Source organism: Pseudonocardia autotrophica, assembly GCF_003945385.1.
Lineage (GTDB): Bacteria > Actinomycetota > Actinomycetes > Mycobacteriales > Pseudonocardiaceae > Pseudonocardia > Pseudonocardia autotrophica.
The window spans coordinates 456,449-472,098 of record NZ_AP018920.1 but is presented as its reverse complement, the minus strand read 5'-3'; the positions used below and the strand labels follow the sequence as shown (position 1 = coordinate 472,098).

At 72.0% G+C, this 15,650-nt stretch carries 15 protein-coding genes and 1 tRNA gene; 9 read left to right on the top strand and 7 right to left on the bottom strand.

The window, feature by feature from the left end; all coding sequences use genetic code 11:
• The first annotated feature begins 105 nt into the window (after positions 1-105).
• The 4 genes from Pdca_RS02320 to topA all read left to right on the top strand — a co-directional run bounded on the left by Pdca_RS02320 (position 106) and on the right by topA (position 5,136).
• Complete coding sequence (locus Pdca_RS02320; protein WP_085913622.1) at positions 106-693, top strand: hypothetical protein; 588 nt, start codon at positions 106-108, stop codon at positions 691-693.
• 80 nt (positions 694-773) lie between these two features.
• A complete protein-coding gene (locus tag Pdca_RS02315) occupies positions 774-1,376 on the top strand; it encodes a hypothetical protein (protein ID WP_085913623.1) in 603 nt (200 codons plus the stop codon).
• A 55-nt stretch (positions 1,377-1,431) separates the two neighbouring features.
• Positions 1,432-2,031 carry a hypothetical protein gene (locus Pdca_RS02310; RefSeq protein WP_085913624.1) on the top strand — a complete coding sequence of 200 codons (600 nt, stop codon included), beginning with the start codon at positions 1,432-1,434 and terminating at the stop codon, positions 2,029-2,031.
• Positions 2,032-2,271: 240 nt separating this feature from the next.
• Positions 2,272-5,136: a type I DNA topoisomerase gene (gene topA, locus Pdca_RS02305; protein ID WP_085913625.1), complete on the top strand. Its 2,865-nt coding sequence runs from the start codon at positions 2,272-2,274 to the stop codon at positions 5,134-5,136.
• Between the two features lie 78 nt (positions 5,137-5,214).
• On the opposite strand, the gene Pdca_RS02300 is transcribed toward topA, so the two are convergent.
• A complete protein-coding gene (locus Pdca_RS02300; protein WP_085913626.1) occupies positions 5,215-5,688 on the bottom strand; it encodes a GatB/YqeY domain-containing protein in 474 nt (157 codons plus the stop codon).
• 38 nt (positions 5,689-5,726) lie between these two features.
• On the opposite strand from Pdca_RS02300, the gene Pdca_RS02295 reads away from it, so the two are divergent.
• Together Pdca_RS02295 and Pdca_RS02290 are read left to right on the top strand one after the other, a co-directional pair.
• Positions 5,727-6,677 carry a metallophosphoesterase gene (locus Pdca_RS02295; protein ID WP_085913627.1) on the top strand — a complete coding sequence of 317 codons (951 nt, stop codon included), beginning with the start codon at positions 5,727-5,729 and terminating at the stop codon, positions 6,675-6,677.
• A gap of 38 nt (positions 6,678-6,715) precedes the next feature.
• Positions 6,716-6,789 (top strand) — tRNA-Pro (locus tag Pdca_RS02290).
• A 190-nt stretch (positions 6,790-6,979) separates the two neighbouring features.
• Here Pdca_RS02290 and Pdca_RS02285 read toward each other — a convergent pair.
• From Pdca_RS02285 to Pdca_RS02275, 3 genes are read right to left on the bottom strand one after another with little or no spacing between them, the layout of a single operon-like run.
• On the bottom strand, positions 6,980-7,921 hold the full coding sequence (locus tag Pdca_RS02285; RefSeq protein ID WP_085913628.1) for an SDR family oxidoreductase: 942 nt from the start codon (positions 7,919-7,921) through the stop codon (positions 6,980-6,982).
• 52 nt (positions 7,922-7,973) lie between these two features.
• On the bottom strand, positions 7,974-9,164 hold the full coding sequence (locus Pdca_RS02280) for an oxygenase MpaB family protein (RefSeq protein ID WP_085913629.1): 1,191 nt from the start codon (positions 9,162-9,164) through the stop codon (positions 7,974-7,976).
• Positions 9,161-9,781: a TetR/AcrR family transcriptional regulator gene (locus Pdca_RS02275; protein WP_158092198.1), complete on the bottom strand. Its 621-nt coding sequence runs from the start codon at positions 9,779-9,781 to the stop codon at positions 9,161-9,163. Before Pdca_RS02275 ends, Pdca_RS02280 begins: the two co-directional genes overlap by 4 nt.
• A gap of 326 nt (positions 9,782-10,107) precedes the next feature.
• Here Pdca_RS02275 and Pdca_RS02270 point away from each other — a divergent pair, with 326 nt between their 5' ends.
• Together Pdca_RS02270 and Pdca_RS02265 are read left to right on the top strand one after the other, a co-directional pair.
• Entirely contained in the window at positions 10,108-11,169 is a 1,062-nt protein-coding gene (locus tag Pdca_RS02270; protein ID WP_085913631.1) for a DNA polymerase III subunit beta family protein, read from the top strand.
• Between the two features lie 94 nt (positions 11,170-11,263).
• On the top strand, positions 11,264-11,773 hold the full coding sequence (locus Pdca_RS02265) for a hypothetical protein (protein WP_085913632.1): 510 nt from the start codon (positions 11,264-11,266) through the stop codon (positions 11,771-11,773).
• Between the two features lie 160 nt (positions 11,774-11,933).
• Here the strand turns inward: Pdca_RS02265 and Pdca_RS02260 are convergent, their stop codons facing one another.
• The gene (locus Pdca_RS02260) at positions 11,934-12,485 is read right to left on the bottom strand and encodes a DapH/DapD/GlmU-related protein (protein ID WP_197719896.1); all 552 of its coding nucleotides are present in this window, start codon (positions 12,483-12,485) and stop codon (positions 11,934-11,936) included.
• Between the two features lie 89 nt (positions 12,486-12,574).
• Here Pdca_RS02260 and Pdca_RS02255 point away from each other — a divergent pair, with 89 nt between their 5' ends.
• Positions 12,575-13,504 (top strand): LysR family transcriptional regulator, encoded by a 930-nt coding sequence (locus tag Pdca_RS02255; protein WP_085913633.1) that lies wholly within the window; start codon positions 12,575-12,577, stop codon positions 13,502-13,504.
• 122 nt (positions 13,505-13,626) lie between these two features.
• On the opposite strand, the gene Pdca_RS02250 is transcribed toward Pdca_RS02255, so the two are convergent.
• Both Pdca_RS02250 and Pdca_RS02245 read right to left on the bottom strand, forming a co-directional pair.
• A complete protein-coding gene (locus tag Pdca_RS02250; protein ID WP_174824296.1) occupies positions 13,627-14,259 on the bottom strand; it encodes a DUF6518 family protein in 633 nt (210 codons plus the stop codon).
• Positions 14,260-14,266: 7 nt separating this feature from the next.
• On the bottom strand, positions 14,267-15,628 hold the full coding sequence (locus Pdca_RS02245; RefSeq protein ID WP_085913634.1) for an MFS transporter: 1,362 nt from the start codon (positions 15,626-15,628) through the stop codon (positions 14,267-14,269).
• Positions 15,629-15,650: the final 22 nt, after the last annotated feature.

Below are 15,650 nucleotides of genomic sequence, written 5' to 3'. Positions count from 1 at the left end.
CCACGGCGGCCGCTCGTCCCATCGGGGCGGGCGGCCGTCGTTCGTCGTCGCCGTACGCAGCTAGTCTTCGCTCGCCGGATCCGGACGGTCCGGGGTGGAGGAACCATGCGTGCAGGTGCGGTCCCGGGTGCCGTGCTGGCCGTCGCCCTGCTCGCCGGATGCGGTGCAGCCGGGCCCGGCCCCCAGGAGTGGACGGACCGGATGTGCTCGGCCGTGCTGCCGTTCATGCAGACCGCCGTCGAGGGGCCGGCTGCCGGGGACCCGCAGCAGGCCGTCGGCGACTACCTCGGCCGGACCACCGAGGCGCTCGACCGCACCCTGGGTGATCTGGACCGGCTCGGCCCCGCCCCGGTCGACGGCGGCGATGCGCTCGCCGCGAACCTGCAGGGCGGGCTCGGCGAGATGCGCTCGGCGTTCTCCGGCGCGAAGGCCCGGGTGGACGCCCTCGACCCGGCCGATCCGGCCGCCGTCGAACGGGACCTGCCCGGCGCGCTGGAGCCGCTGGCCCAGCTGGGCAGCACCGCGGGCCCCCTGGACCAGGTGACCGGCAACCCGGAGATCGCGGTGACGTTCCGTGCCTCCGCGGCCTGCGGTGAGCTCACCCGGTTGTCGGAGGCCGCCCGCACCGCTGCGCCGGACGGCCCAGCCGTCATTGACCCGAACGGGTCAAGCGAGGAGGGCGGCGGCGGCTGATCCGCTCCGGCGCCCTACCGTCGTCACCCGACCGTTATCTCCGGGCCCGTTCGCGCGGCCCTCGACCCTGGAGCCCGACGATGGCCACCCCCCGCCCGGCACGAGCCGCCCGGGTCCTGCTCCCCGCCCTGGTCGCCGCCGCCCTGCTCGGCGGATGCAGCACCACCGTCGCCGGCACTGCCGCGCCGGACCCCGCGCCACGCCCCACCGAGGGTGTGGGTGCCGATCCCACCGCCTGGGGCGACCAGGTGTGCGGGGCGTTGCTGTCCTACTACCAGCCGCTCAGCGCGCGTCCCGACTACGCGGGCGCCGACCTGCCCGGCATCAAGACCAGGCTGTCGGAGTACCTGGGCAACGTCCGGACCGGCATCGACACCGGCAAGCAGCAGCTGGCCGGCGCCGGCGCCTCCCCGGTCAGCGGCGGCGACCAGTTCCGCACCTCCATCGACGACCTGCTGAACCGGACCGGCACGACGATCGACGAGGCCCGGGCCGAGGTCGACCAGGCCGATCCGAACGACGTGCCCGGTTTCCAGGAGCGGCTGCAGTCGGCCGAGGAGAAGCTGCGCACGATCGGCGCGGCCGAGGGCCTCGACCAGCTGGGTGCCACACCGCGGCTGGACAAGGCGATCGCCGAGGCCCCGAAGTGCGCCGAGCTGGACACGCTGACCGCGCCGAGCTGAGCCGTTCGGCGCGCCGCACTTGGGGCGTCTCGAACATGCGTTCTATGCTGCCCGGGTGCCGCAGTTGTCGCTGTTCTCCGCGGAGGCCCGGCCGGCCGGGCTGGCCGACCTGGCCGGGCTGCTCTGCGGGCCGGGCCGGATCGAGCGGTTCGGCGCCGGAGACACGGCCCGGTTCGACGTGCCGCTGCCGTTCGACGGCCGGGAGCGCGCACTGGGCGCGCTGAGCGCGGCCCGGGGGGTCACGCTCGCACCCGGCGCGTCCGGACTGCGCAGCGCGTTCCGCCGGGACCTGGTCCCGCTGGCGCGCCACTGGTGCGCCGCGGACGGGCGCAAACAGATCCCGGCCGATTTCCAGCTCGACGGCGCCACCCTGCGGCTCTGGGTGCTCGCCGCCGGCACCGCCGACCTGCGCGGCGGCCACCTGCTGCTGCTCGACCCGCACGCACCGTGGACGCACGGCCCGCTGATCGCCGCCGCCACCCGTGCCGGGCTGCCACCGGCCCGGCTGGCTGCCGGGGAACACGGGGCGCCCGGCCCGGCGTTACGGCTGCACGGAGCCCGCCGGATGGCCCGGCTGGTCGAACTGGTGGGTCCGGCGCCGAATGTTCTGGGTGCGTCCGAGTGGCCGAGGCACCATGGTCGACCGGCCGCCTGACCTGCCGAACCCCGGCTGGAGATAGGCTGTCGGCTCGTCCGGCCCCGGTGGTGGAACCCACGGCACGGGATGGCGACGGTGTGAGATCGTGCGATCGTCGACCGCAGAACGATGCTCAGCGCGATCGCTCCGACACGCTCCGGACAGGACGGAGTGCACGGGGGGAGCACACTGCGGAGCCGGCACGGCACAGGCGTCGCAGACAGAGGTGACGCGGCCGAGGAGATGAGGTAGGACCACGTGGCAGCGGCTACAGGCACAGAGGGCAAGACCGGTTCGACGCGCGCGGCGGGCGGCAGCACGCGCAAGCCCACGTCGACGAAGTCCGAGCCCGGACGCCCGGTACGTCGCCTGGTGATCGTCGAGTCCCCGACCAAGGCGCGGAAGATCCAGCCGTACCTGGGGGACAACTACATCGTGGAGTCCTCGGTCGGCCACATCCGGGACCTGCCGCGCGGTGCGGCCGACGTCCCCGCCAAGTACAAGGGCGAGTCCTGGGCGCGACTCGGCGTCGACGTCGACAACCAGTTCAGCCCGCTCTACATCGTCACGCCGGAGAAGCGGAGCACCGTCTCCGAGCTGCGCGAGGCACTCAAATCGGTGGACGAGCTGCTGCTCGCGACGGACCCCGACCGCGAGGGCGAGGCGATCGCCTGGCACCTGCTGGAGACCCTCAAGCCGAAGGTCCCCGTCCGCCGGATGGTGTTCCACGAGATCACCGAGTCCGCGATCCGGGCCGCCGCGGAGAACACCCGCGAGCTCGACCAGGACCTCGTCGATGCCCAGGAGACCCGCCGCATCCTGGACCGGCTCTACGGCTACGAGGTCTCCCCCGTGCTGTGGAAGAAGGTCATGCCGAAGCTGTCGGCGGGCCGCGTGCAGTCGGTGGCGACCCGGCTGATCGTGCAGCGGGAGCGCGAGCGGATCGCGTTCCGCTCCGCCGACTACTGGGACATCGCCGCGACGATGAACGCGGGAGCCGAGGCGACCCCGCGCACCTTCGGTGCCCGGCTGGTCCAGGTCGGCGGCTCCCGGGTCGCGACCGGCCGCGACTTCGGGTCGGACGGCAAGCTCAAGTCGGGCTCCGACGTCGTCGTCCTCGACGAGGCGGGCGCCCGCCGGCTGGCGGAGTCCCTCGAGGGCCGCGATCTCGCCGTCGCCTCGGTGGAGTCGAAGCCCTACACCCGCAAGCCGTACGCGCCGTTCATGACCTCGACCCTGCAGCAGGAGGCCGGCCGCAAGCTCCGGTTCTCCTCGGAGCGCACGATGCGCAGCGCGCAGCGGCTCTACGAGAACGGCTACATCACCTACATGCGAACGGACTCGACCACGCTGTCGAGCTCCGCGATCGACGCGGCCCGGGCCCAGGCCCGTGAGCTGTACGGCGACGCCTACGTCGCCGACAAGCCGCGTCAGTACACCCGCAAGGTGAAGAACGCGCAGGAGGCCCACGAGGCGATCCGCCCGGCCGGCGAGTCGTTCCGCACTCCCGGTGCGATCGCCCGCGAGGTGGACGGCGACGACTTCCGGCTCTACGAGCTGATCTGGCAGCGGACCATCGCCTCCCAGATGACCGACGCCCGCGGCACCACGGTCAGCATCCGGATCGCCGGCACCGCCGGGACCGGCGAGGACGTCGTGTTCGCGTCGTCCGGCCGGACGATCACCTTCGCCGGTTTCCTCAAGGCCTACGTCGAGACGGTCGAGGAGGGGTCCGGCGCCGCCGCCGACGACGCCGAGTCCCGGCTGCCGGAGCTCACCGAGGGCCAGGCGCTGACCGCCGACGAGCTGACCCCGGACGGGCACTCCACCAACCCGCCGTCCCGGTACTCCGAGCCCTCGCTGGTGAAGGCGCTGGAGGAGCTGGGCATCGGCAGGCCGTCGACCTACGCGTCGATCATCAAGACGATCCTGGACCGCGGCTACGTCTGGAAGAAGGGCTCCGCGCTCGTCCCGTCGTGGGTGGCGTTCGCGGTCGTCGGGCTGATGGAGGCGCACTTCGGTCAGCTCGTCGACTACGACTTCACCGCCGCGATGGAAGACGATCTGGACTCCATCGCGTCCGGCTCGGACTCCCGGACCGACTGGCTGTCGAAGTTCTACTTCGGCGCGTCGGACGGCGGCGAGGGTTCGATCCAGCGGGCCGGTGGGCTGAAGAAGCTGGTCGGCTCGAACCTGGAGGAGATCGACGCCCGCACGGTGAACTCGATCAAGATGTTCGCCGACGCCGAGGGCCGCGAGGTCGTCGTCCGGGTGGGTCGTTACGGCCCCTACCTGGAGCGGATCGTCGACGGCGAGTCGCAGCGCGCCAACCTGCCCGACGACCTGCCGCCGGACGAGCTGTCCGAGGAGATCGCCGAGAAGCTGTTCTCGGTGCCGCAGGAGGGCCGCAAGCTGGGCCCCGACCCGGTGACCGGGCACGAGATCGTGGCGAAGGAGGGCCGCTTCGGCCCGTACGTCACCGAGCTCCTGCCCGAGCCGGAGGTCCCGGAGGGCGCCAAGAAGAAGCCGGCCAAGCCGAAGCCGCGCACCGGGTCGCTGTTCAAGTCGATGTCGGTGGACACCGTGACGCTGGAGGACGCGCTGAAGCTGCTGTCGCTGCCCCGCGTCGTCGGCAAGGACCCGGAGTCCGGTGACGAGATCACCGCGCAGAACGGCCGGTACGGGCCGTACCTGAAGAAGGGCACCGACTCCCGCTCGCTCGGCGACGAGGAGCAGCTGTTCACCGTCACCCTCGAGCAGGCGCTGGAGATCTACTCCCAGCCCAAGCAGCGGGGCCGGGCGGCCGCCGCGCCGCCGCTGCGCGAGCTGGGCGAGGACCCGTCGACGAGCAAGAAGATGGTGATCAAGGACGGCCGGTTCGGGCCGTACGTCACCGACGGCGAGACCAACGCCAGCCTGCGCAAGGGCGACTCGGTCGAGGAGATCACCGACGAGCGGGCCTCGGAGCTGCTCGCCGAGCGCCGGGCCAAGGCACCGGTGAAGAAGAAGGCGGCACCGCGGCGAACCGCGGCGGCCTCCAAGAGCGGTGGGACGACGGCCCGGAGCACGGCCGCGAAGAAGACCGGAACGACATCCCGGGCCCGGAAGAGCCCGACGACCTGACCCGCCGCGTCAGCACGGGCGGAGCCCGTCGTGGGATCGAGTGCCACGACGGGCCCGCCCGTGGCACGGCGGTGGGTCTCAGGCCGCGGAGAGGGCCTTTTTGACGGCCGCGGCGACCCGGCCGCCCTCGGCGCGCCCCGCCGCGGCGGCGTTGGCCTTCTTCATGACCTGGCCCATCTGCCGCATCCCCGGCTTCTCGCCGGTCTCGGCCTCGACCTCGGCGACGGCGGCGCGGGCCAGCTCGGCCACCTCGCCGTCGTCCAGCTGGGTCGGCAGGTAGCGGGCGAGCACGTCGCCCTCGGCGCGCTCCCGGGCCGCCTGCTCGTCGCGGCCCGCACCGGCGAACGCCTCAGCGGACTCGGCGCGACGCTTGGTCTCCTTGGTGATCACGGTGCGGATCTCGTCGTCGGTCAGCTCCCGCGCGGACTCCCCTGCCACCTCGGCGGTCCCGATCGCGGTCAGCGCCGACCGCAGGGTGGTCCGGACCAGCTCGTCCTTGGCCTTCATGGCGGCGGTCAGGTCGGCCCGCAGCTGCTCCTTGAGGGTGCTCACAGGACGCCACGATAGTCCTGCGACGTACGCTGGCCGGTGTGAGTACCGCCGGCACGATCGCCCGACTGGCCGCGGCCACCGCCACGGCCGGGGCCGCCGGTATCGGCTACGCGGCCGGTATCGAGCGGCGTCACTGGACACTGCGCCGGGCGGAGCTACCGGTGCTCGAACCGGGTGCCCGCCCGCTGCGGATCCTGCACCTGTCCGACCTGCACCTGACCCCCGGCCAGCGCAGCAAGATCCGCTGGGTGGCCGCGCTGGCCGCGCTCGAACCCGACCTGGTGATCAACACCGGGGACAACCTCGCGCACCCGGACGCCGTGCCCGGTGTGCTGACCGCGCTGGGCAGGCTGCTGGACCGTCCGGGTGCGTTCGTGTTCGGCAGCAACGACTACTACGGCCCCACCCCGAAGAACCCGGCGCGCTACCTGCGGCGCAGCGGCGGCCGCCGGATCCACGGCGCCCCGCTGCCGTGGACGGACCTGCGGGCCGCGTTCCGGGAGCACGGCTGGGTGGACGCGACCCACACCCGTCAGCTGCTGGAGGTGGACGGCCGGAGCGTCCGGATCGCCGGCGTCGACGACCCGCACCTCAACCGGGACCGCTACCCCCGCATCGCGGGCCACGACCCGGACGCCGACCTGCGGCTCGGCCTCACCCACTCCCCCGAGCCCCGGGTGCTCGACGGCTTCGCCGCCGACGGCTACGACCTCGTGCTGGCCGGCCACACGCACGGCGGGCAGCTACGGCTGCCCGGCTACGGCGCGATCGTCACGAACTGCGGGATCGACCGCAGCCGGGCTCGCGGGACGAGCCGGTGGGGCAGCCACACCCGGCTGCACGTCTCCGCCGGACTGGGCACCTCGCCGTACGCACCGGTGCGGTTCGCGTGCCCGCCCGAGGCGTCGCTGCTGACCCTCGTCGCGCGCCCGACCAGCACCGATACCCGGAGGGGAACCCCCGCGCAGGCCACCGGAGGCGTCGGGTAGAGTTCACAACGGCTCACGGGGAGACCGTGACAGCCGCTCGGGGTGTGGCGCAGCTTGGTAGCGCGCTTCGTTCGGGACGAAGAGGTCGCAGGTTCAAATCCTGTCACCCCGACAACACGAAACCCCTGGTCAGTTCCTTGTGATGAGAGAACAGACCAGGGGTTTCGTCGTGTTCGAGGCGTCCTGCGTGACCATCGGAGTGACGACGGCTCCGCACCCGGGAAGCAGGCACACGACGCTGTCCGACCGGGCGCACCCCCCGAAAGCGGTCCCGTCGTCGAACCAGCGGGTGACCACGGATCTCAGGCGGGGAAGCGCAATCCCGTCAGCTCCTCGGAGAGCCCCCACAGTCGTCGTGCGTCGTCCATGCTCTGCAACGGCTTCCACAGCTTCTGCTCGCCGGGCGGGCCCCCGACGCTGCCCGGCCCCTTCGGCCCGAAGAACTTGCCGCGCCGTGATTCGGGGCCGGTGGCGGCCAGCAGCGCCGGAAGCGCGGCGGATTCGACGGTGCCGACGACCCCCGCCCGCGACATCAGCCGGATCGCCCGGACCGAGAGTGTGTCACGCTCACGGCCCAGCCCGGGCTGCGCCGCGAGCAGGTTCGTCGGCGAGACACCGGGGTGGGACAGCGTGCTGGTGATCCCCCAGTTGCCGGCTCGGCTGCGAGCATCGAGCTCCCGGCCGAACAGCCCGTTGGCGATCTTGGACTGGGTGTAGGCCCGGTTGACCTCGTAGCTCGATTCCCAGTTCGGGTCGACCCAGTTGATCGTTCCTCTGCGGTTGCGGGCGGAGACGCTCGTCTGGCTGACCACCCGCGCGGCGCCTTCCCGCAGCACGGGCAGCAGCGCGTGGGTCAGTGCGAAGTGGCCCAGGTGATTGGTGCCGAACTGCATCTCGAAGCCGTCCTGGGTGGTCTGCCGGCTCGGCGGGTTCATCAGACCGGCGTTGTTCACCAGGATGTGCACCGGGCGGCCTGCGCCCACGATCTGTTTCCCGAAGACAGCGACGGAGGTGAGCGAGGCCAGGTCCAGGGCTCCGGTGGTGATCTTCGCTCCGGGCACGTGGTCGCGGATGCGGTCGGCGGCACGCTCCCCCTTCTCGGGGTTGCGCACCGGCATCACCAGCTCGGCGCCGGCGCCGGCGAGGCGGCGGGCGATGACGAAACCGATCCCGTCGCTGGCGCCGCTGACCACAGCGAGCTTCCCGGTGAGGTCTGGCAGGGCGATATCGATGGGCCGAGGCATGGCACCGGTCTCCGGTCTCTGGTGTGGGTGGGTCGGTGTGCGGGGACGGGGATCAGTCGTCGGATCCGGTCGCGCCCCGCTCGTAGGCGGTCTGTTCGCCGGGCTCCGATGCCCGCGCGCGTTCGGCCGCGATCGCCGTGTCGATGGCGGCCTCCCAGCGCTCGGGAGAGCGCCGGCGCGCCGCCCGGGTCTGCCGGAAACCCACCACGGCCGGGATCAGCAGGGCACCCGCGACCGGCGCGGCGGGAATCCGCAGGTCATGACTCATCGCGGTGCCGTGGATCCGGCGGGTGATGGCGTCGAGGGCAGGCCGGGACAGCCGCCCCGGGATCCGGAACAGGTCCTGCAGCAGGACCGAGATCGAGTCCAGGGTCGCGGTGGCGAGCCGGGCGGAGTCATCCGACACCGGCCCGGTCACGGCCTGCAGAACGTCGTCCACCCTGCGAGCGGCATCGTTGCCGGTGATCCCCTCGATGAGCCGCGCATCGATGCCGAGCAGGTGCCCGAGATACCACCAGTAGCGGTAGAGGCCGTCGAGCTCGCGCACGGTCAGATCGAAGCCGAACAGCTCCTCGGCGGTGAACGAGGTCAGGGTGAAGTCCATCCAGGTCCGGGCCAGGTCGACCTGATTGATCGGCACGCCGTCGGCCGCGCTGTCGTAACCGCGGTCGAGGGCCAGCTTGCGCATGTGAGCGTGCAGCATGCGGACGTTGAGGGTCGCAACGTATCCCGGCTGTCCGGGACGGAGACTGCCCGGCAGCATCGCCTGGGTCAGCCAGGTTCCGGTCTCGGTGAGTCGCTTGTCGGCCCGGTCGACGAGCCTGCCTGTCGTCGAGAGGACCTTCGCGATCGACGGTGACTCGTACACCCGAACCAGGGCGCCCGCGCTCAGCGAGAGGATGTGCACCGGGGTCGGGGAGCTGAACCACGGCCGTGGCAGCACGTCGAGCAGCTCGTCGTCGACGTAGTCGGGCGGTGTCTCGGTCCGGGTCAGCAGCGCGGCGAGTGCGGGCGGCGGGTCCTGGAGGGACTCCAGGCCGTCCTGGATCCCCTGGGTCAGCAGGGGACGTGCGACCGACATCCCGAGTTCGTGCATCTCGCTCACGACCGCGTCCGCGAGCGGATCGCCGGTGGTCAGGGCCCACTGCATCAGGTCGGCGCGGCCCTCGCCGAACTGTGCGAGTACACCGGAGCGGCTCGACCGGCCGGTCGGCCATGCCGGGGTGGTCGGGATAGTGGTCATCGTGGCTCCCGGTCGTCGTGGTGGGGTGCGTCGGCCCCCGGGGTGGTTCCCGGGTCGGTGACGGCAAAGGCGTCGAACAGGCGCGCGACGTCGGCGCGCATGGTCTCGGTGGGTGCTTCGGAGCCGCGCGCCAACTCGTGCAGGATCAGCCCGGCCAGCGACCGGGCCAAGGTGCGTGCGGCGTCCGGGGTGGCGACCAGCGGGACGAACAGGCCAGCCAGCTCTTCCACGAACTCCTCCGCGATCGGCCGCAGGCGCGGATTGTGGATCGCCGCCAGCGTCAGCTGGATCACCCCGTCCGGCGGCATGCGGTCGCCGTAGGGGGCGCGGGCGACGACGGCCATGGCCGCGTCGATGATCCCGAGCCGCCGCTCCACGGCCTCGCGGCCCGCGCGGCGCATGTCGGCGATCGTCCGGGTGCTCGTCAGCTCGAAGGCGGCGACGAGCAGATCCTCCGCGGTGCGGAAGTGGTAGGTCGCCGAGGCCAGCGAGGTACCGGCCCGCGCGGCGACCGCCCGCTGGGTCGCAGCGGCGACCCCCTGGGTGCAGATGATCTCGACCGCAGCATCGAGCAGCGCGCTACGCGTGCGTGCGCTGCGGGAATGGCGACCGTCCACTATCTGTACGCTAGTACGAAATCATCGACAGGCGCTATCCGGTCACCCGGCCGAGTGTTCGCGGAGGTGGAGCCGGCCGCCTCGACGAGCAGCTCGGGCGCCGGACCAGGAACGACTCCGGGTACGACGAGCCGGGCCACGGCCCGATCGTGGGTCACCGAGCGGGCGACCTGACCCCGGGCCGCCAGCCACGCTCGCCGCCAACCTGACCACCGTCCACAGCGACGAGGAGTGTGTAGCGGCGACGTCGACTTCGACTCCCCGAACACGCGGTCGCCGCATCAGCGGGTTGACCTTCGAGCCGGTCGAAGCCCGACGATGAACGGGTGACTGCCCCGGAGTTGATGTCGATCGGCGCGTTCGCGAAGCTCGCCGAACTGACCGCGAGTGCGTTGCGGTTCTACGGTGACGCCGGTCTGCTCCGGCCCGAGCAGGTCGATCCGTCGACGGGCTACCGGCTCTACACCGAGTCGCAGTTGGCGCGGGCCGCGCAGCTCCGCCGGCTGCGCGAGATCGGGATGCCGCTCCCGGTCATCGGCACGTTCTTCGCCGCCGGCCCGGACGAGGCTGTGCAGCTCATCGACGACCAGGTCGCCAAGGTGACCACCGAGGCGGCCGGGGTCCGGCAGGCCGCCGCGGTACTCAAAGCCTCGCTCGGCGAGGAGCCTCGCCGAGCGATCTGCGCGCTCCCGGGCCCGGTCCTCGCGGCAGCCGTCGACCAGGTCGTGGCGACCACGGTCCACCATCCCGACGTACCGGCGCTGAGCGGTGTCCGCCTGGAAGCCGATCCCGGCTCGGTGACGCTGACCGCGACCGACCGCTACCGACTCACCACACGGACGTTGGTGCCCATGCACCCGCCGGCCGGCACGTGGGCGGGCACCCTTGCCGGTGACGATCTACAGTCCCTGACCTCGCGGCTCCGGCGCAGCCGAACCGTGACGATCGAGGCGGGCGAGCGGGCGCTGGGTCTGCGGCTGGCCGATGGCACCGTCCTGCACTGCCGTCTGCTGACCGAGGCCTTCCCGGATCACCATCTCCTGGTCAACTCCCTCCCGGAGGTGACCCATCGGGTCACGATCGGGAAGCAACAGACCGTACGAGTGCTGGAGCAACAGGCACCGGAACGAGTCGGCTTGCGGGTCTCGGCCGGCCGATCGAGCCTGCTGCTTCCCGACGGTGACGGCGTCGCGCTCGACGGCGCGGCGACCGGCCCCGATCTGACGCTCTGGTTCGAACTGACCACGTTGTATCCGGCCTTGAGCCACGCGCTCGGAAGCGACGTGATGCTCGACCTCCGCGGCCCCGATCAACCCGCGACCGTCAGATCGGCCGACGACGGCGACCTCACCACCCTCGTCATGCCCTGCCGAAGCGCAGATCTGTGACGACCGATGACCGCGCCTCGCCCCGAGGCGCGGAGGCGCCGAGACACCCGATGACAGCCGGTGACACCCGATGACAAGAACGGATCCCACAGTCATGACGACAGCAGCCACCACGCCCGATCCCACGATGGAAGCGATCAGCGCAGCCGTACGCCTCGGGCGCGACGGCGACGTCGAGTCGGCTCGACAGCAGCTGCTGGCCACCTGGCAACAGATCGGGGTCGGGGGCGACCCGTTCCACCGCTGCACGCTCGCGCACCATCTGGCCGATTTCTGCCCGGACCCCGCCGAAGCTCTCGTGTGGGACGTCCGCGCCCTCGATGCCGCCGATGCCGTGACCGCCGAGCGCGCCCAGCAGTACCACGCCGGCCTCGATGTCGCCGGCTTCTACCCGAGCCTCTACCTCAACATCGCCGACAACTTCCGTCGTCTCGGCGCCTTCCGAGCCGCCACCGGCTACATCGACAGCACCGAGCAGCACACGTCCGCGCTCCCCGCTGGGCCCTACGCCGACACCATTCACACGGCCGTCCGCGAGGTGAGCGAGGCGATCGCCCGGCAGGACACCAGGGCCTTGGCCTCCGCGCCCGGCCCCGGACGGTGACACACACACCAGGATGAAGGCCCTGGTCACGGGCTCTCTGAAGATCTCGGACCAGGGGCCGTCGTCATACCCGGGACGTCCTGCGCGGCCGTCCGGATGGCTGCTCCGCCGCGCCGGGCCGCTGGAGCGGTGGATGACCCACCGGCGGCCGATCGCGGGCTCAGTCGATCGTCTTGATCACTCGGGCGGGCACTCCCGCGACCACGGTGCCGGCCGGAACATCACGGGTGACCACCGCACCGGCAGCCACCACCGCACCGGCCCCGATGGTCACCCCCTGCGTGATCACGGCAGCCGTCCCGATCCAGACGTCGTCCTCGATGAGAATCGGGGCCAACGACAGGTACTCGCGGCGCTGCGCCGGGCGCAGCGGATGGCCTCCGGTGATGAGGCTGACCTTCGGGGCGATCATGACGCCGTCACCGATCCGGATGCCGCCCCTGTCCATGAAGGTGCACCCCTGGTTGACGAAGACGTTCTCGCCGAACGTCGTATGAAGCCCGCACTCGGTGAAGAACGGCGGATAGATCGTCACCGACGCCGGCAGCGGACCACCGAACACAACGGACAGTAGTTCTGCGCGAGCGTCGTCGTCACCGAACGGAAGTGCGTTCAGCCGAGACGTCGCATCGGTCACCTCCATGACCCGTTCCAGGTGACGCACGAATTCCGGCGATCGGACGGGCATGACCTGCTCTGTGCGGGTGGACATGCACTGATCCCATCACCGCGCGGAGCACTCGATCAAACAACTCGAACGACGCGAGCCACAACCAATGGTTGTCGAATTAGAGTGCCGGCGTGGACATCGAGGCGCTGCGGACGTTCGTGGCGGTCGCCGGGACCGGTCAGTTCCAGGCTGCCGCCGACGAGCTGGGGATCAGCCAGCAGGCGGCTTCCAAACGGATCGCGGCCCTGGAGCGACACGTCGGCGCCACGCTCCTGGTACGAACATCCCGAGGCTCCCGGCTGAGCGTGGACGGGCAGATCTTCCTGCCGCACGCCAAGAAGGTCATGGCCACGATCGAACAGGCCGAGCACGCTGTCCGCCCCGGACACCGACCGCTACGCGTCGACGTGCTCAATCGGCGCATCTCACCGGCTCAGGCCGTCTACCGGTTCTACCGCTCGCATCCCGAGACGGATCTCGACGCCGTCACACTGGGCACCCGGAACGCCGCCCAGGCCGCGCAGGCCGTGCTGGAAGGGACCGTCGACGCGACCTTCCGTGCCCTGCCCGCAGATCAGATCCCGACCGGGATCAGCGCCGAACGACTTCTGGACGAGCCCCTGGAACTCCTGGTCGGGCCGGGTCACCCGCTCGCCGACATGCCCCGGGTCAGCCCTGCTGACCTGCACGGTCACCGCATCTGGATCCCCGGGATCAGGCCGGGCACCGAATGGGCGGCGTTCTACCGTTCGCTGTCCGAGGCCTTCGGCCTGAGCATCGACGCGCTCGGGCCCGACTTCGGTGACGAGGCCCTCATGGACACACTGGCCGACTCGGCCGAGCTGGCCACCCTCGTCGGCAGCGGGGACCGGTATCTGTGGCCCCGGACCCACGACCTGAGACGCATCCCGTTGCACGATCCGACCCCCGTCTACCCGCATGTGCTGCTGTTCCGCAGCGGAGACCGGCATCCCGTGCTGACCGCGCTCCGCGACCATCTGCGTGCCTCGGGCCCCCGAACCCCGCCCGACGTGTGGACACCGGCCTGGTCGGGCCGCTGACGAGACGGCCGGATCGAGCGACGCACTCCACGGCTCTGCCGACAGGAACTGGCCGTTCATCACGGTTGCGGCCGTCGTCCGAGATCGTTGATCCACATCGGACGCACAGCGGGTGTGGATCCTCAGAGCCCCCCGAGTCCCAGGTAGGCGACCCGGAACGCCAGCGCGACCGCGAGCGTCCCGACGACGGCCGCGGCGGCGAACCACCCGCGCAGCCGACGGAGCACCATCGTGACGAGCAGCGCCACCGCCGTGAGGCCGATCAGGATCCAGTACACCGGGCTGGTCGTCTCCGCGACGACCGTGAGGCCGTACACCGCCTCCCCCAGCCCGATCCCGGCGAGCAGCGCGGTCGCCGGCGCGACGCGCCCCGGCGCGGTGGAGCGGAGCCAGGCGGTGGCCAGACCCACGAACGGCCCGGCCACCACCCCGACGACGCCGAAGAGCAGCGGGTTGTAGTAGAGCCCCGTCAGGCCGGCCGCGGCCGCGTAACCGCAGGTCAGCAACACGAAACTGACACCGCCCAGCAGCGCCGACACACCCGGCCGCAGCCGGGCCAGGAGCAGCAGGACGACGGTGACGAGCGTCCAGCCGCTCGCCGAGTTGGCGAACGACACGACCGCGGCGGGCAGCAGCCCCTGGGCGAAGAACGTCGCGGCCCCGATCAGGGCGCTCGCGAGTGCGACGACGACGCCGCGGACGGCGACGCTGCGGGCGGTGGCGGGAACGCCGCGCCGGACACCGGTCTCGCTCATGGGCCGATCATCGCAGGCCCGGATCGTCCGATCCGGACGCCTCGGCACGCGGTACGCAGTCCGTCGCCGGCCCACGAATGCCGGGCGCACCGTCGGCGGGCGCACCATCAGCGCGTGCACGGTCCGCTGGCACACCATCCGCGGGCGAACGGTCAGCGCGCGCACGGTCGACAGGTGCTCTGTCGACGGGCGCACCATGGAGGGGCGCGCGGTCGCTCGTTCCAGACCGGGCCGCCACACCACCCGGGAGCAGGATCGGCAGCAACGCGACGGCGACCAGCGCCGCCGCCACCCACACCGGCCCGGTGCCCGATCCCGCCAGGGCCCAGCCACCGAACAGCGGCCCCACCGTCGCACCGACGTTGAGTGCCGCCGTCGTGGCCGCGCCACCGAGCGTCCCGGCCTCCGCGACGAGCACGAGCGAACGCGCGATCGCGGTCGCCCCGACCGCGAAGCCGAGGGCCGCCTGCAACCCGACGAGTGCGAGCACCGGCCATCCCGCCCCGAGCAGCACACCGAGCCCCACCCAGCCCACGCCCAGCACGCCGGCACCGGCTCCGAGCAGCAGCCGGGCCCGGGTGTCGGCGTACCGGCCGGCCAGCGCGACGCCCGCGAACGAGCCGATCCCGAACACCGCGAGACCCACCGGCACTATCGCCACCGGCAGCTTCCCCGGCCCGGTCAGCAGCGGGTCCAGATAGACGTACACGGCGAACGTCCCGCCGTTCACCAGGGCGGCCGCCAGCAACGTCCGGACGACGGCCGACCGGCCCAGCACCGACAGCTCCCGCCGGAACGGCACGCCGGACGACCGGTTCCCGGCCCCGTCGGTAGGCATGCCGAGCAGCAGCCCGAGCAGGCCCAGCACGCCGAGCGCCGCGACCACCCAGAACGTCGCCCGCCACCCGAATGCCTGGCCCAGCACGGCGCCGGCGGGAACGCCGGCCACCAGGGCGAGGGTCGTCCCGGCCAGCAGGGTCGTCGTCGCCCGTGCGGCCCGGCCGGCCGGTGCGATCCGCACCGCGACGGTGAGCGCGACCGCGAGGAATCCCGCGTTCGCGAAGGCCGCCAGCACCCGGGTCACGGCGAGGACCGCGAACACCGAGGTCAGCGCCCCCACGACGTGGACGGCGACGAACACCGTGAGGAACACGAGCAGCGAGCTGCGCGACGGCAGCCGGCGGACGGCCACCGCCATCACCGGTGCGCCGATCACCATCCCGGCGGCGAACGCCGAGGTCAGACCGCCGGCGGCCGGGATCGAGACGGCGAGATCGGCCGAGATCTGGGAGACCAGACCGGCCAGCATGAACTCCGACATCGCCTGGACGAACACGGCACAGGCAAGGACGTACAACAGGAGGGGCACCAGAACGCTCCGTACGGCGCGG

Coding starts and splice junctions, on each gene's coding strand:
- Pdca_RS02320 (WP_085913622.1), top strand. CDS start 106: ATGCGTGCAGGTGCGGTCCCGGGTGCCGTGCTGGCCGTCGCCCTGCTC.
- Pdca_RS02315 (WP_085913623.1), top strand. CDS start 774: ATGGCCACCCCCCGCCCGGCACGAGCCGCCCGGGTCCTGCTCCCCGCC.
- Pdca_RS02285 (WP_085913628.1), bottom strand. CDS start 7,921: ATGCCTCGGCCCATCGATATCGCCCTGCCAGACCTCACCGGGAAGCTC.
- Pdca_RS02280 (WP_085913629.1), bottom strand. CDS start 9,164: ATGACCACTATCCCGACCACCCCGGCATGGCCGACCGGCCGGTCGAGC.
- Pdca_RS02265 (WP_085913632.1), top strand. CDS start 11,264: ATGACGACAGCAGCCACCACGCCCGATCCCACGATGGAAGCGATCAGC.
- Pdca_RS02260 (WP_197719896.1), bottom strand. CDS start 12,485: ATGTCCACCCGCACAGAGCAGGTCATGCCCGTCCGATCGCCGGAATTC.
- Pdca_RS02250 (WP_174824296.1), bottom strand. CDS start 14,259: ATGAGCGAGACCGGTGTCCGGCGCGGCGTTCCCGCCACCGCCCGCAGC.